The 16072-nt window shown below is 65.9% G+C and carries 15 protein-coding genes; 12 read left to right on the forward strand and 3 right to left on the reverse strand.

All coding sequences use genetic code 11. The features are described 5' to 3' along the window. Positions 1-54 precede the first annotated feature (54 nt). The 7 genes from lpxD to dnaE all read left to right on the forward strand — a co-directional run bounded on the left by lpxD (position 55) and on the right by dnaE (position 8764). Positions 55-1098: a UDP-3-O-(3-hydroxymyristoyl)glucosamine N-acyltransferase gene (lpxD, locus tag AC0L58_RS11465; protein ID WP_473683469.1), complete on the forward strand. Its 1044-nt coding sequence runs from the start codon at positions 55-57 to the stop codon at positions 1096-1098. Then, on the forward strand, positions 1091-1564 hold the full coding sequence (gene fabZ, locus AC0L58_RS11470; protein ID WP_473683471.1) for a 3-hydroxyacyl-ACP dehydratase FabZ: 474 nt from the start codon (positions 1091-1093) through the stop codon (positions 1562-1564). Before lpxD ends, fabZ begins: the two co-directional genes overlap by 8 nt. Further along, positions 1561-2349, forward strand: a complete 789-nt coding sequence (lpxA, locus tag AC0L58_RS11475) for an acyl-ACP--UDP-N-acetylglucosamine O-acyltransferase (RefSeq protein ID WP_473683473.1) — start codon at positions 1561-1563, stop codon at positions 2347-2349. Before fabZ ends, lpxA begins: the two co-directional genes overlap by 4 nt. A gap of 102 nt (positions 2350-2451) precedes the next feature. Next, entirely contained in the window at positions 2452-3714 is a 1263-nt protein-coding gene (gene lpxB / locus AC0L58_RS11480) for a lipid-A-disaccharide synthase (RefSeq protein ID WP_473683475.1), read from the forward strand. Then, the gene (rnhB, locus tag AC0L58_RS11485; RefSeq protein ID WP_473683477.1) at positions 3707-4384 is read left to right on the forward strand and encodes a ribonuclease HII; all 678 of its coding nucleotides are present in this window, start codon (positions 3707-3709) and stop codon (positions 4382-4384) included. The genes lpxB and rnhB overlap by 8 nt, the downstream gene beginning before the upstream one ends. Before the next feature lie 88 nt (positions 4385-4472). Beyond that, on the forward strand, positions 4473-5027 hold the full coding sequence (locus tag AC0L58_RS11490) for a TlpA family protein disulfide reductase (protein WP_473683479.1): 555 nt from the start codon (positions 4473-4475) through the stop codon (positions 5025-5027). A 110-nt stretch (positions 5028-5137) separates the two neighbouring features. Then, a complete protein-coding gene (gene dnaE / locus AC0L58_RS11495) occupies positions 5138-8764 on the forward strand; it encodes a DNA polymerase III subunit alpha (protein ID WP_473683481.1) in 3627 nt (1208 codons plus the stop codon). A gap of 129 nt (positions 8765-8893) precedes the next feature. On the opposite strand, the gene AC0L58_RS11500 is transcribed toward dnaE, so the two are convergent. Continuing rightward, positions 8894-9271: a YajD family HNH nuclease gene (locus tag AC0L58_RS11500; RefSeq protein WP_473683483.1), complete on the reverse strand. Its 378-nt coding sequence runs from the start codon at positions 9269-9271 to the stop codon at positions 8894-8896. Positions 9272-9432: 161 nt separating this feature from the next. Between AC0L58_RS11500 and AC0L58_RS11505 the strand changes: the two genes are divergently transcribed. The 5 genes from AC0L58_RS11505 to AC0L58_RS11525 all read left to right on the forward strand — a co-directional run bounded on the left by AC0L58_RS11505 (position 9433) and on the right by AC0L58_RS11525 (position 13955). Next, positions 9433-10389, forward strand: coding sequence for an acetyl-CoA carboxylase carboxyltransferase subunit alpha (locus AC0L58_RS11505; protein ID WP_473683485.1), 957 nt, complete (start codon positions 9433-9435; stop codon positions 10387-10389). Positions 10390-10606: 217 nt separating this feature from the next. After that, entirely contained in the window at positions 10607-11341 is a 735-nt protein-coding gene (locus AC0L58_RS11510) for an NYN domain-containing protein (RefSeq protein ID WP_473683487.1), read from the forward strand. After that, entirely contained in the window at positions 11338-12639 is a 1302-nt protein-coding gene (gene tilS / locus AC0L58_RS11515) for a tRNA lysidine(34) synthetase TilS (RefSeq protein WP_473683489.1), read from the forward strand. Before AC0L58_RS11510 ends, tilS begins: the two co-directional genes overlap by 4 nt. Positions 12640-12805: 166 nt before the next feature. Further along, positions 12806-13063 carry an exodeoxyribonuclease VII small subunit gene (locus tag AC0L58_RS11520; protein WP_473683491.1) on the forward strand — a complete coding sequence of 86 codons (258 nt, stop codon included), beginning with the start codon at positions 12806-12808 and terminating at the stop codon, positions 13061-13063. Next, positions 13047-13955: a polyprenyl synthetase family protein gene (locus tag AC0L58_RS11525; protein ID WP_473683493.1), complete on the forward strand. Its 909-nt coding sequence runs from the start codon at positions 13047-13049 to the stop codon at positions 13953-13955. Before AC0L58_RS11520 ends, AC0L58_RS11525 begins: the two co-directional genes overlap by 17 nt. 52 nt (positions 13956-14007) lie before the next feature. Here AC0L58_RS11525 and AC0L58_RS11530 read toward each other — a convergent pair whose 3' ends face one another. Then, positions 14008-14442 (reverse strand): DUF4870 domain-containing protein, encoded by a 435-nt coding sequence (locus tag AC0L58_RS11530; RefSeq protein ID WP_473683495.1) that lies wholly within the window; start codon positions 14440-14442, stop codon positions 14008-14010. 244 nt (positions 14443-14686) lie between these two features. Further along, positions 14687-16054: a metalloprotease PmbA gene (gene pmbA, locus AC0L58_RS11535; protein ID WP_473683497.1), complete on the reverse strand. Its 1368-nt coding sequence runs from the start codon at positions 16052-16054 to the stop codon at positions 14687-14689. Between the last annotated feature and the right edge of the window lie 18 nt (positions 16055-16072).

Below are 16072 nucleotides of genomic sequence, written 5' to 3' on the forward strand. Positions count from 1 at the left end.
CGCTGCGCCGGGCAGGATCACGCCCTACAATGACCCGCATAGTCCGGAGCAGGCATGAATGCAATCCATTATTCGGTAGCCGAACTGGCCGAGCGATTCGGGCTGGGGATGCATGGCGATCCTGCCCGTGTGGTGACTGGCGTCGGCACGCTGGCTGGCGCAGGCAGCAGCGAGCTGAGCTTCCTGTCCAACGGCAAGTACACCGCCCAGCTGCTCTCGACCCGTGCCGGCGCCGTGGTACTGCGCGAGGAAAACCTTGCCGATTGCCCGACCAGCGCGCTGGTCGCGAAAGATCCCTACGTCGCCTACGCGCGGATTGCCTCCCTGTTCGAACAGTTGCCCGCGGCGCCCGTGGGCGTGCACCCCAGTGCCGTGGTGGCGCCTGATGCGCGGGTGAGCGCCAGCGCCAGCATCGGCCCCGGCTGCGTGATCGAAGCGGGGGCCGTGATCGAGGATGGCGTCGTTCTGGGGCCGCACTGCATCATCGGTGAACGCTGCACGGTAGGCGCCCAGTCGCGACTGGTGGCGCGGGTGACCCTGGTCACGCGGGTAGCCTTGGGCAAGCGCGTGCTGATCCATCCGGGCGCGGTGATCGGCTCCGATGGATTCGGCCTGGCATTCGACCGAGATGCTCCCGGCCACGGCGCCTGGATCAAGTTGCCGCAGCTCGGCGGCGTGCGCATCGGCGACGACTGCGAGATCGGCGCCAACACCACCATCGACCGCGGCGCGCTGGATGACACCGTGCTGGAGGAAGACGTGCGCCTGGACAACCAGATCCAGATCGCCCACAACGTGCATGTCGGTGCGCACACGGCGATGGCAGGCTGTGCGGCGGTGGCTGGAAGCGCGAAAATCGGCCGCTACTGCATGATCGGCGGCAATGCCGGCGTACTCGGTCATCTGGAACTGGCTGACCGGGTTACCATTACGGCAAAAAGCCTGGTGACGCATTCGATCCGCGAAGCGGGCGAGTACTCCTCGGGCACCCCGTTGCAGGACAATCGACTGTGGCGAAAGAACGCAGCACGCTTCAAGCGACTGGACGAGTATGTGCGCCGATGGTCGGCGCTGGAGAAGGACAGCAACCATGAATGAACAAGTCGGCGCCGTGACCATGCCGATCACCATCGGGCAGATCAAGCAGCTGCTGCCACATCGCTATCCGTTCCTGCTGGTGGATCGCGTGGTCGAGATCGTGCCGGAAGTGAGCGTGGTGGCACTGAAGAACGTGACCATCAACGAACCCTTTTTCGAGGGACATTTCCCCGGACATCCGGTGATGCCCGGTGTCTTGATCATCGAAGCCATGGCCCAGGCCGCTGGCCTGCTGACCCAGATCAGTCGCCGCCTCAAGGGCGACAACGGCAGCCCGCTTTTCTACCTGGCCAAGGTCGACAACGCGCGCTTCAGCGCGCCGGTGGTACCTGGCGACCAGTTGCGCCTGGAAGTGAGCCTGAAGCGGCAAATGCGTGGCATGGGCTTGTTCCTTGCGCGCACCGTGGTCGATGGCAAGGAGATAGCCAGCTGCGAACTGATGTGCGCTGCGAGGTCCGAAAAGTGAGCCCACCCGGCCCGATTCATCCTACCGCCCAGATCGATCCATCCGCCGTCATCGGCGCCAACGTCACCGTCGGCGCTTACAGCGTCATAGGCGCCGAGGTGGAAATCGGCGAGCGCACGGTGATCGGCCCGCATGTGGTGATCGAAGGCCCGACCCGAATCGGCTGCGACAACCGCATCGCGCAGTTCGCCTCGCTCGGCGGCGATCCGCAGGACAAGAAGTTTGCCGGCGAACGCACCGAACTGGTGATCGGAGACCGCAACCTGATCCGCGAATTCGTCACCATCAACCGCGGCACCGGCGACGGCGGCGGCGCCACCCGCCTCGGCAACGACAACTGGGTGCTGGCTTACGTGCACATCGCCCATGACTGCCAGATCGGCGACCACGTCGTGTTCTCCAACTATTCGGCGCTGGCCGGACACGTGGAAATCGGCGACTGGACCATTCTCTCCGGCTATTCCGGCGTGCACCAGTTCTGCAAGGTCGGCGCGCATGCCTTCATCGGCATGGGCTGCCTGGTCGGCCACGACGTGCCGCCGTTCGTGATGATGGCGAACGAGCAGCAGGGCCGGCCGCGCGGCATCAACAGCGAGGGCCTGAAGCGCCGCGGTTTCGACAGCACGCGCATCGCCGCGATCAAGCGCGCCTATCGCACCTTGTACATGGCCGGCCTGTCGCTGCCCGAGGCGCGCGAAAAGCTCGCCGAACAGGCCACCCAGAGCGATGACGTGCGCGCCATGCTGGATTTCCTCGATCACAGCGGACGTTCGCTGGCGCGCTAGGCCGGGAATCGGGAATGGAGAATCGGGAATGGCTGCAGAGCGAAGCGTCCAGTCGCACTCCATCATCCGCAGGCGTTTCGCGCCTGCTTTTCCGCTGACACCATGACTTCGACCGAACCAGTACGCAAAGAGGCCCCCGCAATCTCCGATTCCCGATTCCCGATTCCCGGCTCCCCAACCATCGCCATCCTGGCTGGCGAGGACTCCGGCGACCAGCTCGGCGCCGACCTGATCAGCGCGCTGCGGCAGCGCTATCCGCAAGCACGCTTCGTCGGCATAGGCGGTTCGCGCATGCAGCGCGAAGGCTTCGAATCCTGGTATGACATCCGCGAGTTGTCGCTGTTCGGTTTCAGCGAAGTCATCAGCCATCTGCCGCGATTGTTGCGCCTGCGCCGCTCGCTCGTCGCGCGATTGCTGGAGATCCGGCCGGACGTGGTGGTCGGTATCGACGCGCCGGACTTCAACCTGGGCGTGGAGCAGCGCCTGAAGCAGGCGGGCTTGCGTACCGTGCACTATGTGAGTCCCTCGGTCTGGGCCTGGCGCGAAAAGCGCGCCGAGAAAATCGGGCGCAGCGCCCACCGCGTGCTTTGCCTGTTCCCGATGGAGCCGGCGATCTATGCCAAGCATCGCGTCGATGCGCGTTTCGTCGGACATCCGCTGGCCGACCGCTTTGCGCTCGTCGCCGATCGCAGCGGTGCGCGGGAAACGCTTCAGCTGCCGCAGCAGGCACCTGTCCTGGCCGTGCTGCCGGGGAGCCGCCTGTCCGAGGTGAAGCGGCTTGGAAGGATTTTCCTTGAGGCAGCCAGTCAAGTCGCCGCTGCCCTGCCCGGGCTGCGCATCGTCATTCCGGCAGCCAATCCTCGGGTGCACGCACGCCTTCAGGAGTTGCTCGCCACGATGCCAGCCGCCGAGTCGACACCGCTGCTGCTGGACGGCCAGGCGCACGAAGCGATGCTGGCCGCCGACGTGGTGCTGCTGGCGTCAGGCACCGCCACGTTGGAGGCCATGCTGGCCAAGCGACCGATGGTAGTGGGCTATCGGGTCACGCCGACCAGCTACCGCATCGCCCATGCGCTGAAGATGGTGAAGACCGACATCTACTCGCTGCCGAATATCCTGGCCCGAGCCAGTGGCCTGGGTGGCGAACTGCTCGTACCCGAATTGATGCAGGACAACTGCACCGCCGAAAACCTGGCTGCCGCCACGCTCGACTTGTTCAGGGACAGCGAGCGACGCGGGGCGATCGTCGCCGCCTTCGAGCATCTGCACCTTGCCTTGCGCAGCGGACTGGAGGGGCAAGCCGGCGGCCGCGCGGCGGCGGCCATTGCGGAGCTTATCGAGGAGCCAGCGCCGCCCCATGGCTGAGTCTTCTCCCGGCACCAGCCCATCGCCTCAGCCCTCCCCCCGGAGGGAAGTCGAAGCGAACGCAAGAACCGTGGAACGCGATGGGTGCGGGGCGCTTGTGGCCGGGGTCGACGAGGCTGGCCGTGGTCCGCTGGCCGGTCCCCTGGCGGTGGCTGCCGTCATCCTGGATCCGGCGCGACCGATCACCGGGCTGAATGATTCGAAGAAGCTCAGCCACCAGCGCCGCGAGGCGCTCTACCCGCAAATCATCGAGCGTGCACTGGCGTACTGCATCGTGCTGATCGAGCCTGACGAGATCGATCGGCTGAATATTTTCCAGGCCACCATGGCCGGCATGAGCCGCGCCGTCGGTGCCCTCGCACCTGCCGCCATCGAAGCGCTGATCGACGGCAACAAACTGCCGAAGGACCTGCCCTGCCCGGGTCGAGCCATCGTCGGCGGCGATGCGCTGGAACCGGCGATCGGTGCGGCGTCGATCCTGGCCAAGGTCACCCGCGACCGCCTGATGGTGCAGCTCGATGGCCTGCATCCGGGCTACGGCTTCGCCATACACAAGGGCTACCCGACCCCTGCGCACCTCGCTTCGCTGCGTGAGCTCGGGCCATGCGCGCAACACCGACGCAGCTTCGCGCCAGTGCGCGTCCTGCTGGATCAGGCGAGGCTATTCTGAGTGTTCCGGGCTCACGCGCCGGGCCTCATCACCGCGCAGGATGGCTACTCGTTGCTATGCTGGCAACAGTCTTGGGGGAACAGACGACATGCGCAGAATCGCGATAGCACTGCTTGGTCTGCTGTTGAGCTGCAGCGCCGTGGCCAATGCCGGCGGCACATCGGGGCTGCAGCCAGGCGATACGCCGCCGGACACGCTGGGCACCACGCTGCGTGGACAAGATGTGACTATCTCCTCGCTGCAAGGCAAGGTCGTGGTGATCAGCTTCTGGGCCACCTGGTGCGGCTACTGCATGAAGGAAATGCCGGTGCTGGCAAGGATGCAGGCGCTGGCTACCGAGCGTGGCATGGCGCTGCAGGTCGTTGCCATCAATCATCGTGAGGAGCGCAAGACCTTCGTCCGCGCGTCAAGGGCCTTGCACAAGAGCCTGCCGGAACTGCTCGTCACCTGGGATCGTGATGGCGCCATCGGCAAACCCTACGGCGTCAGCGGCATACCGGTGATGGTGATGTTGCATCGCGACGGAACCATCGCGCACGTTCATGTGGGCTATGACGCAGACATGCTGGACACCCTGGTCGGTGAAATCAACGCGTTGCTGCGCGAACCCTCAGTTGCCACGACAACCGTCCCGACACGCTGAATGCACGTTCGTACCAAGGTCCAGCGCCCTTCGCGCAAACGCCGTACAAGTCAATCTTGCCGCTGCACGCAGCGCCGGGTAGCCTGCGAGGATACCTTGCGTAGATCGGCATGACCGTCAGCTTTACCCACCTGCATCTGCACAGCGAATATTCGCTGGTCGATTCGACCATCCGCATCAAGGCGCTGGTCGCCGCCTGCGTGCGCGACGGCATACCGGCCGTGGCGCTGACCGACGAATGCAACATGTTCGCGCTGGTCAAGTTCTACAAGGCCTGCAACGCCGCCGGTATCAAACCGATTGGCGGCTGCGACCTGCAAGTGGCCGCGCCCGACGACCCGCGACCGTGGCGAATGACCCTGCTGTGCCAGAACCGTGACGGTTATCTGAACCTGTCGCGTCTGGTCTCGCGCGCGTGGCAGGAAGGCCAGCACGGGGGGCGCGCACTGGTCGACGCCAGCTGGCTGCAAGGAGAGGCATGCAGCGGCCTGATCGCCCTGCTCGGGCGCGACAGCGAGGTGGCGCGCATCGCGCTCAACCAGGGCAGCAACGCCGCGTTGGCAAGTCTGCGGCCGCTGGCGCGCCTGTTCCCCGACCGGCTCTACCTGGAACTCACCCGCTGCGGTCGCGACGGTGAGGAGAACTGGAACAGCGCCGCCTTGCTGCTGGCCGCCGAACTCGACCTGCCGGTGGTGGCCAGCAACGACACCCGCTTCCTCAAGCAGGACGATTTCGATGCCCACGAGGCGCGCGTGTGCATCAACCAGGGCCGGGTGCTGGCCGATCCCAAACGTCCGCGTGACTACAGCAACCAGCAGTACCTGAAAACACCCGAGGAGATGGCCGCGCTGTTCGCGGATCTCCCCGAGGCGCTGGAAAACACCGTCGAGCTGGCCAAACGCTGCACCCTGGAGCTGGAGTTCGGCACGTATTACCTCCCGGATTTTCCGGTACCCGACGGCCACGACCTCAACAGCCATATCCGCGAGTTGTCGCGCCAGGGCTTGCGCGATCGTCTGAGCGCGGCGCCACTGGCCGCCAACCACACGCTGGCCGACTACGAGGCACGGCTGGAACGCGAGCTGGACGTCATCATCGAGATGGGCTTCCCCGGCTACTTCCTGATCGTGGCGGACTTCATCAACTGGGCCAAGCAGCACGGTATTCCGGTCGGTCCCGGCCGCGGTTCCGGCGCCGGCTCGCTGGTGGCGTGGGCGCTGAAGATCACCGATCTCGACCCGCTGCAGTTCGACCTTCTGTTCGAGCGGTTCCTCAACCCCGAACGCGTGTCGATGCCTGACTTCGACATCGATTTCTGCATGGATCGGCGCGACGAGGTGATCGACTACGTCGCGCGCAAATACGGCCGCGACAAGGTCAGCCAGATCATCACCTACGGCTCGATGGCGGCCAAGGCCGTACTGCGTGATTCCGGTCGCGTGCTCAGCATGCCCTACGGCCAGGTCGATCGACTGGCCAAGATGGTGCCGCCGCGCCCGCTCGACCTGACCCTGTCCGACGCACTGGGTCTCTCGGAAAAATCGAAGAAGGAAACCGATCGCGTCGTCAAGGAATTCTGCGATGCCTACCAGCAGGACGAGGACGCACGCGCGCTGATCGATCTTGCACTGAAGCTGGAAAACCTCACCCGCAATGCCGGCAAGCATGCCGGCGGCGTGGTGATCGCACCCACCCCGCTCACCGACTTCGCCCCGCTTTACTGCGAAGCCGGCGGCGGCGGCGTGGTGACCCAGTACGACAAAGATGATGTGGAGGCCGTCGGCCTGGTGAAGTTCGACTTCCTCGGTCTGCGCACGCTGACGATCATCGACTGGGCGGTCAAGGCGATCAATCAGCGCCGCGCGAAAGAGCGACCCCACCTGCCCGCCGGGCATCTTTCCATGCACGCAGGGGAAGAAAATGGTGAGCAGCCTGCGGCAACAGCGGATTGCCTGGGTGAGGCACCGCTGGACATCTCGCAGATTCCACTGGATGACCCCAAACCCTACGAGCTGCTGAAGAAAGCCCGGACCGTGGCGGTGTTCCAGCTCGAGTCCTCCGGCATGCAGCGCATGCTGAAGGATGCCAAACCCGATCGCTTCGAGGACATCATCGCGCTGGTGGCGTTGTACCGGCCCGGCCCGATGGACCTGATTCCCAGCTTCATCGCGCGCAAGCACGGCCGTGAGGAAGTGGAATATCCCGATCCGCGCGTCGAGCCGATCCTGAAAGAGACCTACGGCATCATGGTTTATCAGGAGCAGGTGATGCAGATGGCGCAGATCGTCGGCGGCTACACGCTCGGCGGCGCCGACCTGTTGCGCCGTGCCATGGGCAAGAAGAAAGTCGAGGAGATGGTCAAGCACCGCGCCATCTTCCGCGTGGGTGCCGCCAGGGACGGCCTGTCAGGCGAGACGGCTGATTCGATCTTCGACCTCATGGAGAAGTTCGCCGGCTACGGCTTCAACAAGTCGCATGCGGCCGCCTATGCGCTGGTTTCCTACCAGACCGCGTGGCTGAAGGCCCATTACCCCGCCGAATTCATGGCCGCCACGATTTCCGCGGACATGGACAACACCGACAAGGTGGTGACCTTTCTCAACGAGGCGCGCGCACTGGACATCGTGGTGCAACCGCCGGACGTCAATGCTTCCGACTACATGTTCGTGGCGATCGAGCCCAAGGTCATCCAGTACGGGCTGGGCGCGATCAAGGGGGTCGGGCACGGCGCCTGCGAGGCCATCGTCGCCGAGCGGGGCAACGGCGCCTACACCGATCTGGCCGACTTCTGCCGCCGGGTCGATCCGAACAAGCTCAACCGGCGGGTGCTGGAGGCGCTGATCCTCTCCGGCGCGCTGGATACCCTGGCAGCCAACCGCGCCAGCCTGATGCTGCAACTGCCCGATGCAATCAAGGCTGCGGAACAACACCTGCGCGACCGCCAATCTGGCCAGAACGACATGTTCGGCGCCGCGGTGGGCAGCGCCACGCCCGTGCTCAAGATCGATCTGCCTACGGCCCCGGAGTGGCCGCTGGAGCAGCGGCTGCAGGGCGAGCGCGACACCTTGGGTCACTATCTCTCAGGCCATCCCACCGATCCCTGGAAGGAGGAGTTGGCACAGTTGTCAACCTGCCCGCTCGGCGAGATTGTCGACCGTTACCAACCGCCAAGACCGCGCAAGAACGACGACGGTGACAACAACCGCTTCCGCCGCGGCCCGGACACGCCGTGGACCGTGGCCGGCATGGTCGGCGCCGTGCGCAAACGCGGCGACAGCGACGCGTTCGTGCGCCTGGAGGACGGTGGCGGCAGCATCGAAGTGAGTTTCTTCGGCGAGTTGTACCAGCAGGTGGCGCCGCTGCTGACCCGCGGCGAGATTCTGGTTGTCGAGGGCGGCCTGCGCATCGACGAGTTTTCCGGCGGCGGTTTTCAGGTGCGCGCACGCAGCGCCTGCTCGCTGAGCGACGCTTGCCGCAAGCATGCTCGACTGCTGCAGTTGAAATTGAACGGTATCGGCCCGGATTTTGTCGGCCAGCTGCAACAGGCCTTGGCCGGCTACCGTGGCGGCCGCGCCAGCGTCACCCTGCACGGCTATCGCAACCAGAGCGCCCAGGCCGACCTCGAGCTGGGTGAGGACTGGCGCGTGGACGCCATCCCCGATCTGTTGCGCGTGGTACGGGCGCTACCTGGCGTGCAGGCGGTGCGGTTGCGCATCGTCAAGCAACCTGACGCGTAGGCGCGCACCCTGTGCGCGCCTGCGCGTCGCGGCACATCGCAGGGCGGGCTCCGCCCGCCGATTTCGCGACGATGTGATGCAGGAGCGGCGGGCAGAGCCCGCCCTACGCGAGCGGTTGCGATGACGCGTTCATTTCCTGCCGCGCTCCATCATCGTCTTCAGGTCGGCGAACGGATTGCCGGTCGCCGGCGGCGCTTCCTCGACTGCCATCACGCCGCCGCGCACGTGGTCGATATGCCGCGCGTGTTCGTTGTCGTGGCAATACACGCACAGCAGCTCCCAGTTGCTGCCATCGGGCGGGTTGAAGTCGTGATCGTGGTTGCGGTGATGCACGGTCAGCTCCTGCAGGTTGGCGCGGGTGAACTCGCGCGCGCAGCGGCCGCATACCCACGGATACATCTTCAGTGCCCGTTCGCGATAACCCCGTTCACGCTGCTCGGCGTTGCGGCGTGCTTCGGCCACGATGCGATCGAGCTTGGCGTTGTCGATGACTGATTTGCCTGACATGAGGGAGTTCCGCTGGGGTGGATGCCTGACAGGCCCACGATAGCGCAATGGCGCCGCCTGCTGCAGGCTTGTGAGGACCGGGTCACAGCCATACGGCGCCGTTCTCGCCTTTGTTGGCGGAACGGTATACTGGAACGCTTCGGTGCCTCAAAATGCAGCAGATGAATCCCAACTTCCTTGATTTCGAACAACCCATCGCCGAACTGGACGCGAAGATCGAAGAGCTTCGCCATGCCAGCGACGATCAGGCGTTCAATATTGACGAGGAGGTGGCCCGCCTTCGGCAGAAAGTGAAGGTCAAGACCGCCGACATTTTCCGCAACCTGAATTCATGGCAGACCACCCAGCTGTCACGGCACCCCGCACGTCCGTACACGCTGGACTACATCGGCGTGATCTGCGAGGAGTTCCACGAACTGGCTGGCGACCGCATGTACGCCGAGGATGCCGCCATCGTGGGTGGACTGGGTCGTATCAACGGGCGGGCGGTGATGATCATCGGCCACCAGAAGGGCCGCGACACCAAGGCCAAGGTGCGCCGCAATTTCGGCATGCCGCGACCGGAGGGTTACCGCAAGGCGCTGCGCCTGATGCAGATGGCCGAGCGCTTCAACCTTCCCGTGCTGACCTTGATCGACACCCCCGGAGCCTATCCCGGTGTCGGCGCCGAGGAGCGCGGCCAGAGCGAGGCGATCGCCCGCAACCTGCTGGAGATGGCCGAACTGAAGGTGCCGATCATCTGTACCGTGATCGGCGAAGGTGGCTCCGGCGGCGCACTGGCGATCGGCGTGGGCGACCTCACCAACATGCTGCAGTACTCCACCTATTCGGTGATCACACCCGAGGGTTGCGCCTCGATCTTGTGGAAAAGTGGCGACAAGGCGAAGGACGCGGCGGAGGCGCTTGGCATGACCGCGCCACGCCTGCTTGAACTGGGCCTCGTCGACAAGGTCATCCGCGAGCCGCTGGGCGGCGCCCATCGCAACCCGCGCTCGATGGCGATCCGCCTGAAAGCCGTGCTTCTCAAACAACTGGACGAACTCGAGGCGGTACCCGTGCCCGACCTGCTCGAACGGCGCTACAAGCGCCTGCGCAGCTACGGCGCCTTCCAGGAATAGACGCGCCCCGCGCGCGATGCCTTTTCTGCTCGCGTAGGGCGGGCTCCGCCCGCCGCTCTTGCATCACCTCGTGGCAACGCCGACGGGCAGAGCCCGCCCCACGGCGTGCCACGACCATGAGCGCGCGCGGCATATTCACCCGGTGCGCGATGCGCTCCTGCAGTCAATCATCCCGTGGCGTTACCATCAGCACTGCCCCCTGCTGCCGGAACCCGTCATGGCCCACGACAAACTTGCCGTCCTGATCGACGCCGACAACGCCCGTCCGGCGATTGTCGAAGGCCTGATGGCCGAGGTGGCCAAGTACGGCACGGCGCACGTCAAGCGTATCTACGGTGACTGGACCAAGCCCGATCTCAACGGCTGGAAGGATGTGCTGCTGCGGCACTCGATCCAGCCGATCCAGCAGTTCCGCTACACGGTGGGCAAGAATGCCACCGACTCGGCGATGATCATCGACGCGATGGATCTGCTCTACTCCGAGCGCTTCGACGGCTTCTGCATCGTCTCCAGCGACAGTGATTTCACCCGACTCGCCTCGCGCATCCGGGAATCGGGCCAGACCGTCTACGGTTTCGGCGAGAGGAAAACGCCCGAGCCGTTCCGCACCGCCTGCGACAAGTTCATCTATACCGAAGTGCTGGTGCAAGCCACCGAGGCCGAACCCAGCGGTGGCGTGAAGCGCCGCAGTGTGAAGGAACTGCGCGGCGACAGCCAACTGATGAACCTGCTGCGCAACGCAATCGAGGCGGCCTCGGATGACTCGGGCTGGGCGAGTCTCGGCGTCGTCGGCAGCATCATCAACAAGCAGTCGCCCGATTTCGATTCCCGCAACTACGGCTACGCCAAGCTCAGTGGCCTGATCAACGGCATCGGTCTGTTCGAGACGGACGAACGCCAGATCGGCAATGGCAAGCACCTGTACGTGCGCCCCCGCAGCGGCCGGAAGTGAGCGACCCGCTGCACCGACACCTGTCCGCCGCGCTGGCAGGGCTGCCCGCAGCACCGCTGGCGGTGGCCTTCAGCGGCGGCGCCGACTCCACCGCCCTGCTGCATGCACTGGCACAATCGCCGGACGCGCGAGGGCGTGGTCTGCGTGCGCTGCATGTCGACCATGGCCTGCAGGTCGACAGCGCTGGCTGGGCCGAACATTGCCGCCAGTTCTGCGGCTCGCTCGACGTGGCCTGCGAAGTGCTGCACGTGGCAGTGGCACACGACAGCGGCAAGGGGCTGGAGGCGGCCGCACGCGATGCGCGGCACGCCGCCCTCGCGGACCGGCTTGGCGAGGGCGAGTATCTGCTTTTCGCCCATCATCGCGACGACCAGGTCGAGACGGTCCTGCTGAAGCTGTTGCGTGGCGCTGGGCCGGACGGCCTGGGCGGCATGCACGCTCTGCGCCGGTTCGGTCGCGGCCACTTGTGGCGACCCCTGCTGACACTGCCTCGCACGCAATTGCGCGCCTACGTGGACAGCCACCAGCTTCCGTGCATCGACGATCCGTCCAACGACGATACCCGGCTGGCACGCAACCACCTGCGGCATGAGATCCTGCCACGCCTTGCCAGGCACTGGCCGCAGGCAGCCGACTCGATCCTGCATAGCGCTGCGCTCAGTCGCGCCGCGGCCGAGGCGCTGCGCAGCCAGTGGCTGGGCGCCTTCGACACGCTCCACGACCCCGCCAGCGGCAGCCTGGATGCCCGGGGCTGGCTGGCACTCTTGCCGGCGCTGCGCGAGCCGTTGCTGGACCACTGGCTGCACGCTCGCGGGCTGAGCGCGCCCAGCGCCGCGCAGCGCCGGCAGATCGAACGCCAGTGCGGCGCGCGGACAGGCCAACTCCCTTGCGTCCGCTGGGCTGGCACCGAGCTGCATATCTGGAGGGGGCGGTTATGGGCCCTGCCCGCGCAAGACCCGATTTCCTCCGACTGGCAGCGCGCGTGGCGCGGCGAGCCGCTATCCCTGCCCGACGGCGGCGAGCTGGCGCTGGAGCTCAGCGAAACCCGTCTCGCTGCGCCGCTGCAAGTTCGGCTGCGCCGCGGCGGCGAGCGCCTCAAACCCGCCGGCGACGCACACACGCGCGAACTGCGCGACCTGTTCCAACAGGCACGATTGCCGCCATGGCAACGCAACGCCTGCCCGCTGCTTTACGCCGACGATGAGCTGGTTGCGGTAGCCGATCGCTGGGCCAGTGCGCACGGAACCCGCATCTTCGAGCATGCCGCCACGCGCCCATGCTGGCGACCGGGACGCTGATCTGCTTCGACAGGCTCGCACTCCTCAATGCCCTCTGGCCAGCGGGAAAGGAGGCGACCCTGCCCGGCGGGAGTCGCGGGCTCGCACATCATTGGTGAATCGGATCGCTTGATGAATCAGCTTTCCGGATTGATTCCTCACGCCTGCTGCGCTAGCTTGGCGGCCCATGGCCAAGACCGCTCCCGCACCCGCCGAATCCGCTCCCGCCGCCGACTTCGAACACTCCCTCGATGAGCTGGAGCAACTGGTCGCGAAGATGGAGGGCGGTGAGCTGAGCCTGGACGAATCGCTCGCCTCGTTCGAGCGCGGCATCGGGCTGTTCCGCCACTGCCAGCAATCGCTGCAACAGGCCGAACTTCGCGTACGCCTGCTGCTTGATCCCGAAGCCCCCGACGACGCCGAACCGTTTGAACCCGAAACCTGAGCCCACCGAGCTCGGCCCCGCGCTGCAGTCACTGATCCGGCGCGCCGAGCAGGCGCTGGATCGCCATCTGCCAGCGGCCGATCATTCCCCTGCCGAACTGCACCGTGCCATGCGTTATGCGGTACTCGGCGGCGGCAAACGGCTGCGTCCGATGCTGGTGTATGCGGCGGCGGCGGTACTGGGCGAAACCGGTCCGTCGCTGGATGCGGCCGCGTGTGCGGTGGAGCTGATCCACGCCTACTCGCTGGTCCACGATGATCTGCCCGCCATGGACGACGACGCCCTGCGGCGCGGCCGCCCGACTTGTCACGTCGTGTTCGGCGAAGCGATGGCGATCCTCGCGGGCGACGCCCTGCAGGCACTCGCCTTCGAGCTGCTGGCCGAGCATCACGTCGATGCCATCGAACCGGCAGTACGCATTGCCATGCTGCAGGCGCTGGGCCGCGCCTGCGGCGCCGAAGGCATGGCCGGGGGCCAGGCACTGGACCTGGCCGCCGTGGGGCGGTCCCTCAGCCTCGCCGAACTCGAACACATGCACGCCTGCAAGACCGGCGCGCTCATCCGCGCCTCGGTGCAACTGGGTGCCCTCACCGCGGGCGCAGACAACCATGCACTCGCGGCACTGGATGCCTACGCCAGCGCCGTCGGCCTGGCTTTCCAGGTGCGCGACGACATCCTCGACGTGGAAGGCGAATCGGCGGTGATCGGCAAGACTGCGGGCAAGGACGCCGCCGCCGCCAAGCCGACATTTCCATCGATCATCGGGCTGGACGCCTCGCGCACCCGCCTCAACGAACTGACCGAAATCGCATTGGCTGCCATCGCGCCGTGGGGCGAGCGCGCCAGCCTGCTGCGCGAACTGGCGCACTACTCGGCCAGCCGCCGCAACTGAAACAGGAAGGCAGCCGCTGGGCTGCCTTCCTGTTGTCATCCTGATAACGCAGTTACTTGATCAGTCGCAAAGTGAATGGGTAGCGGTAGAGCACGCCCTCGTTCGCCTTGATGGCCGCGATGATGGTGAACACCAGCCAGCCGATGCCGATGATGATCCATAACGGGATCGTGATGATCAGGCCGATACCGAGTGTCATCACGGTCAACAGCATCAACACCACGAACGCGATGGCCACCGTGATGTTGAAGTTCAACGCCTCCTTGCCCTGGTCATTGACGAACGGCATGGTGTCCTTCTTGATCAGCCAGATCACCAGCGGGCCGATGAAACAGCCCCAGCCGCCGCCCAAGGCGCCGGTAAGGATGGCACCGAGCAGCGCCGAGAGATGGGCAAACATCGCCCACTGCCGTTCCTCGGCGGGCGGGATACCGGCCACGGGCTCGCTTGGCGGGGGTGGATTCACGGATTCGGGTGGAACACTCATGCGCATCTCCTACGAAGTGGGAACGTGCGGCAACGGTTCGCCGGTGGGTTGATGCTAGCAAGCATCGGGCGCGCTGCCGAGTGGACTTTCGGCACGGACTGACAAGGCGCCGAAGGGCGGGCTCTGCCCGCCGTCTCAGCGGCGGTGCACTGGGTCACAGGGCGGCGGGCAAAGCCCGCCCCTGCGGCAGTGAGCACCAACACCTTGCAAACCCGCGGCATGGCGGGCTCGTCATCGCGATGCGCTACTCGCCGGCCACCGTCATCCGGTCGAGCAGGATCGAGCCCGTCAGCACGTGCGAACGCTCATCGACGTCCGTGCCCACGGCGACGATCCCGTTGAACATGCCGCGCAGGTTGGCGGCTATGGTGATGCCTTCCACCGGATAGGCGATCTGACCGTTCTCCACCCAGAAGCCTGACGCCCCACGCGAATAGTCGCCGGTGACGATGGAAACTCCCTGACCCATCACCTCGGTCAACAGCAGGCCGGTGCCCAGGCGCTGCAGCATGCCGGCAAAGTCGGAACGCTCGGCGTCCTGCGCCCCGGCTTCCACGATCAGGTTGTGCACGCCGCCGGCGTTGCCGGTGGATTCCAGCCCGAGCTTACGTGCCGAATAGCTGCCGAGCATGTAGCGCGCCAGCACTCCATTTTCGACCAGGGAACTGTCGCGCGTGGCCACGCCCTCGGCGTCGAAATTCGCCGAACCCTGCCCGCCGACCAGATGCGGTCGCTCGCGGATGTTCAGCCATGCCGGCATCACCGGCTTGCCCACCTGATCGAGCAGGAAGCTGGCGCGCCGATACAGCGAGCCACCGCTGGCAGCGGCGAGCAGATGGCCGATCAGACTGCGCGCCAGCTCCGGTGCGAACAACACCGGGCATTGCCGCGTCGACAGGCCGCGCGCGCCCATCCGCGCCAAGGTGCGTTGGGCGGCCTTGTCGCCCAGCGCCTTGGCGCTCATGAAGTGGGCGGCATCACGCACGCTGTCGTACCAGTAGTCGCGCTGCATGCCGTCTTCGTCACCGGCGATCAGCGCCAGCGACAGCGCATGGCGGGTGCCGCGCTCGCGCCCCACGAAACCATGGGAGTTGGCGTACACCGACAAACCCTGCCCTGCCTGCACGTTGGCACCCTCGGAGTTGCGGATACCGGGATGAGCGCGTCCGGCGTCCTCGATTTCGATGCCCAGCTCGATCGCGCGCGCCGTGTCGATCTCCCACGGATGCCACAGGTCGAGGTCCGGGAATGCCGTGGCCATCCGCGCCGCATCGGCCAGGCCAGCGGCCGGATCGGCCTCGGTGTAGCGGGCAATCGCGCACGCCTGGTCGAGCGTGGCCTGGATCGAATCGGGATTGAGGTCGGCCGTGCTGGCCGAGCCCTTGCGCTGACCGAAATACACCGTGAGCCCGAAACCGCGGTCGCGGGTGTGTTCGACCGTCTCGACCTCGCCCAGGCGCACGTTCACGCTGAGGCCGGTGTCGATGCTGGCGGCGACCTCGGCCTGGCTGGCACCGGCGGCACGGGCGCGACGAATCACATTCTCGGCCAGGTCGGCAAGTCGGTCGAGTTCAGACGTGCTGCGATCCTCGCTGATGGCAACTTCACTCACGTGGGGCTTTCCTCGGCA

The organism is Rhodanobacter sp. G2-10 (genome assembly GCF_055809185.1).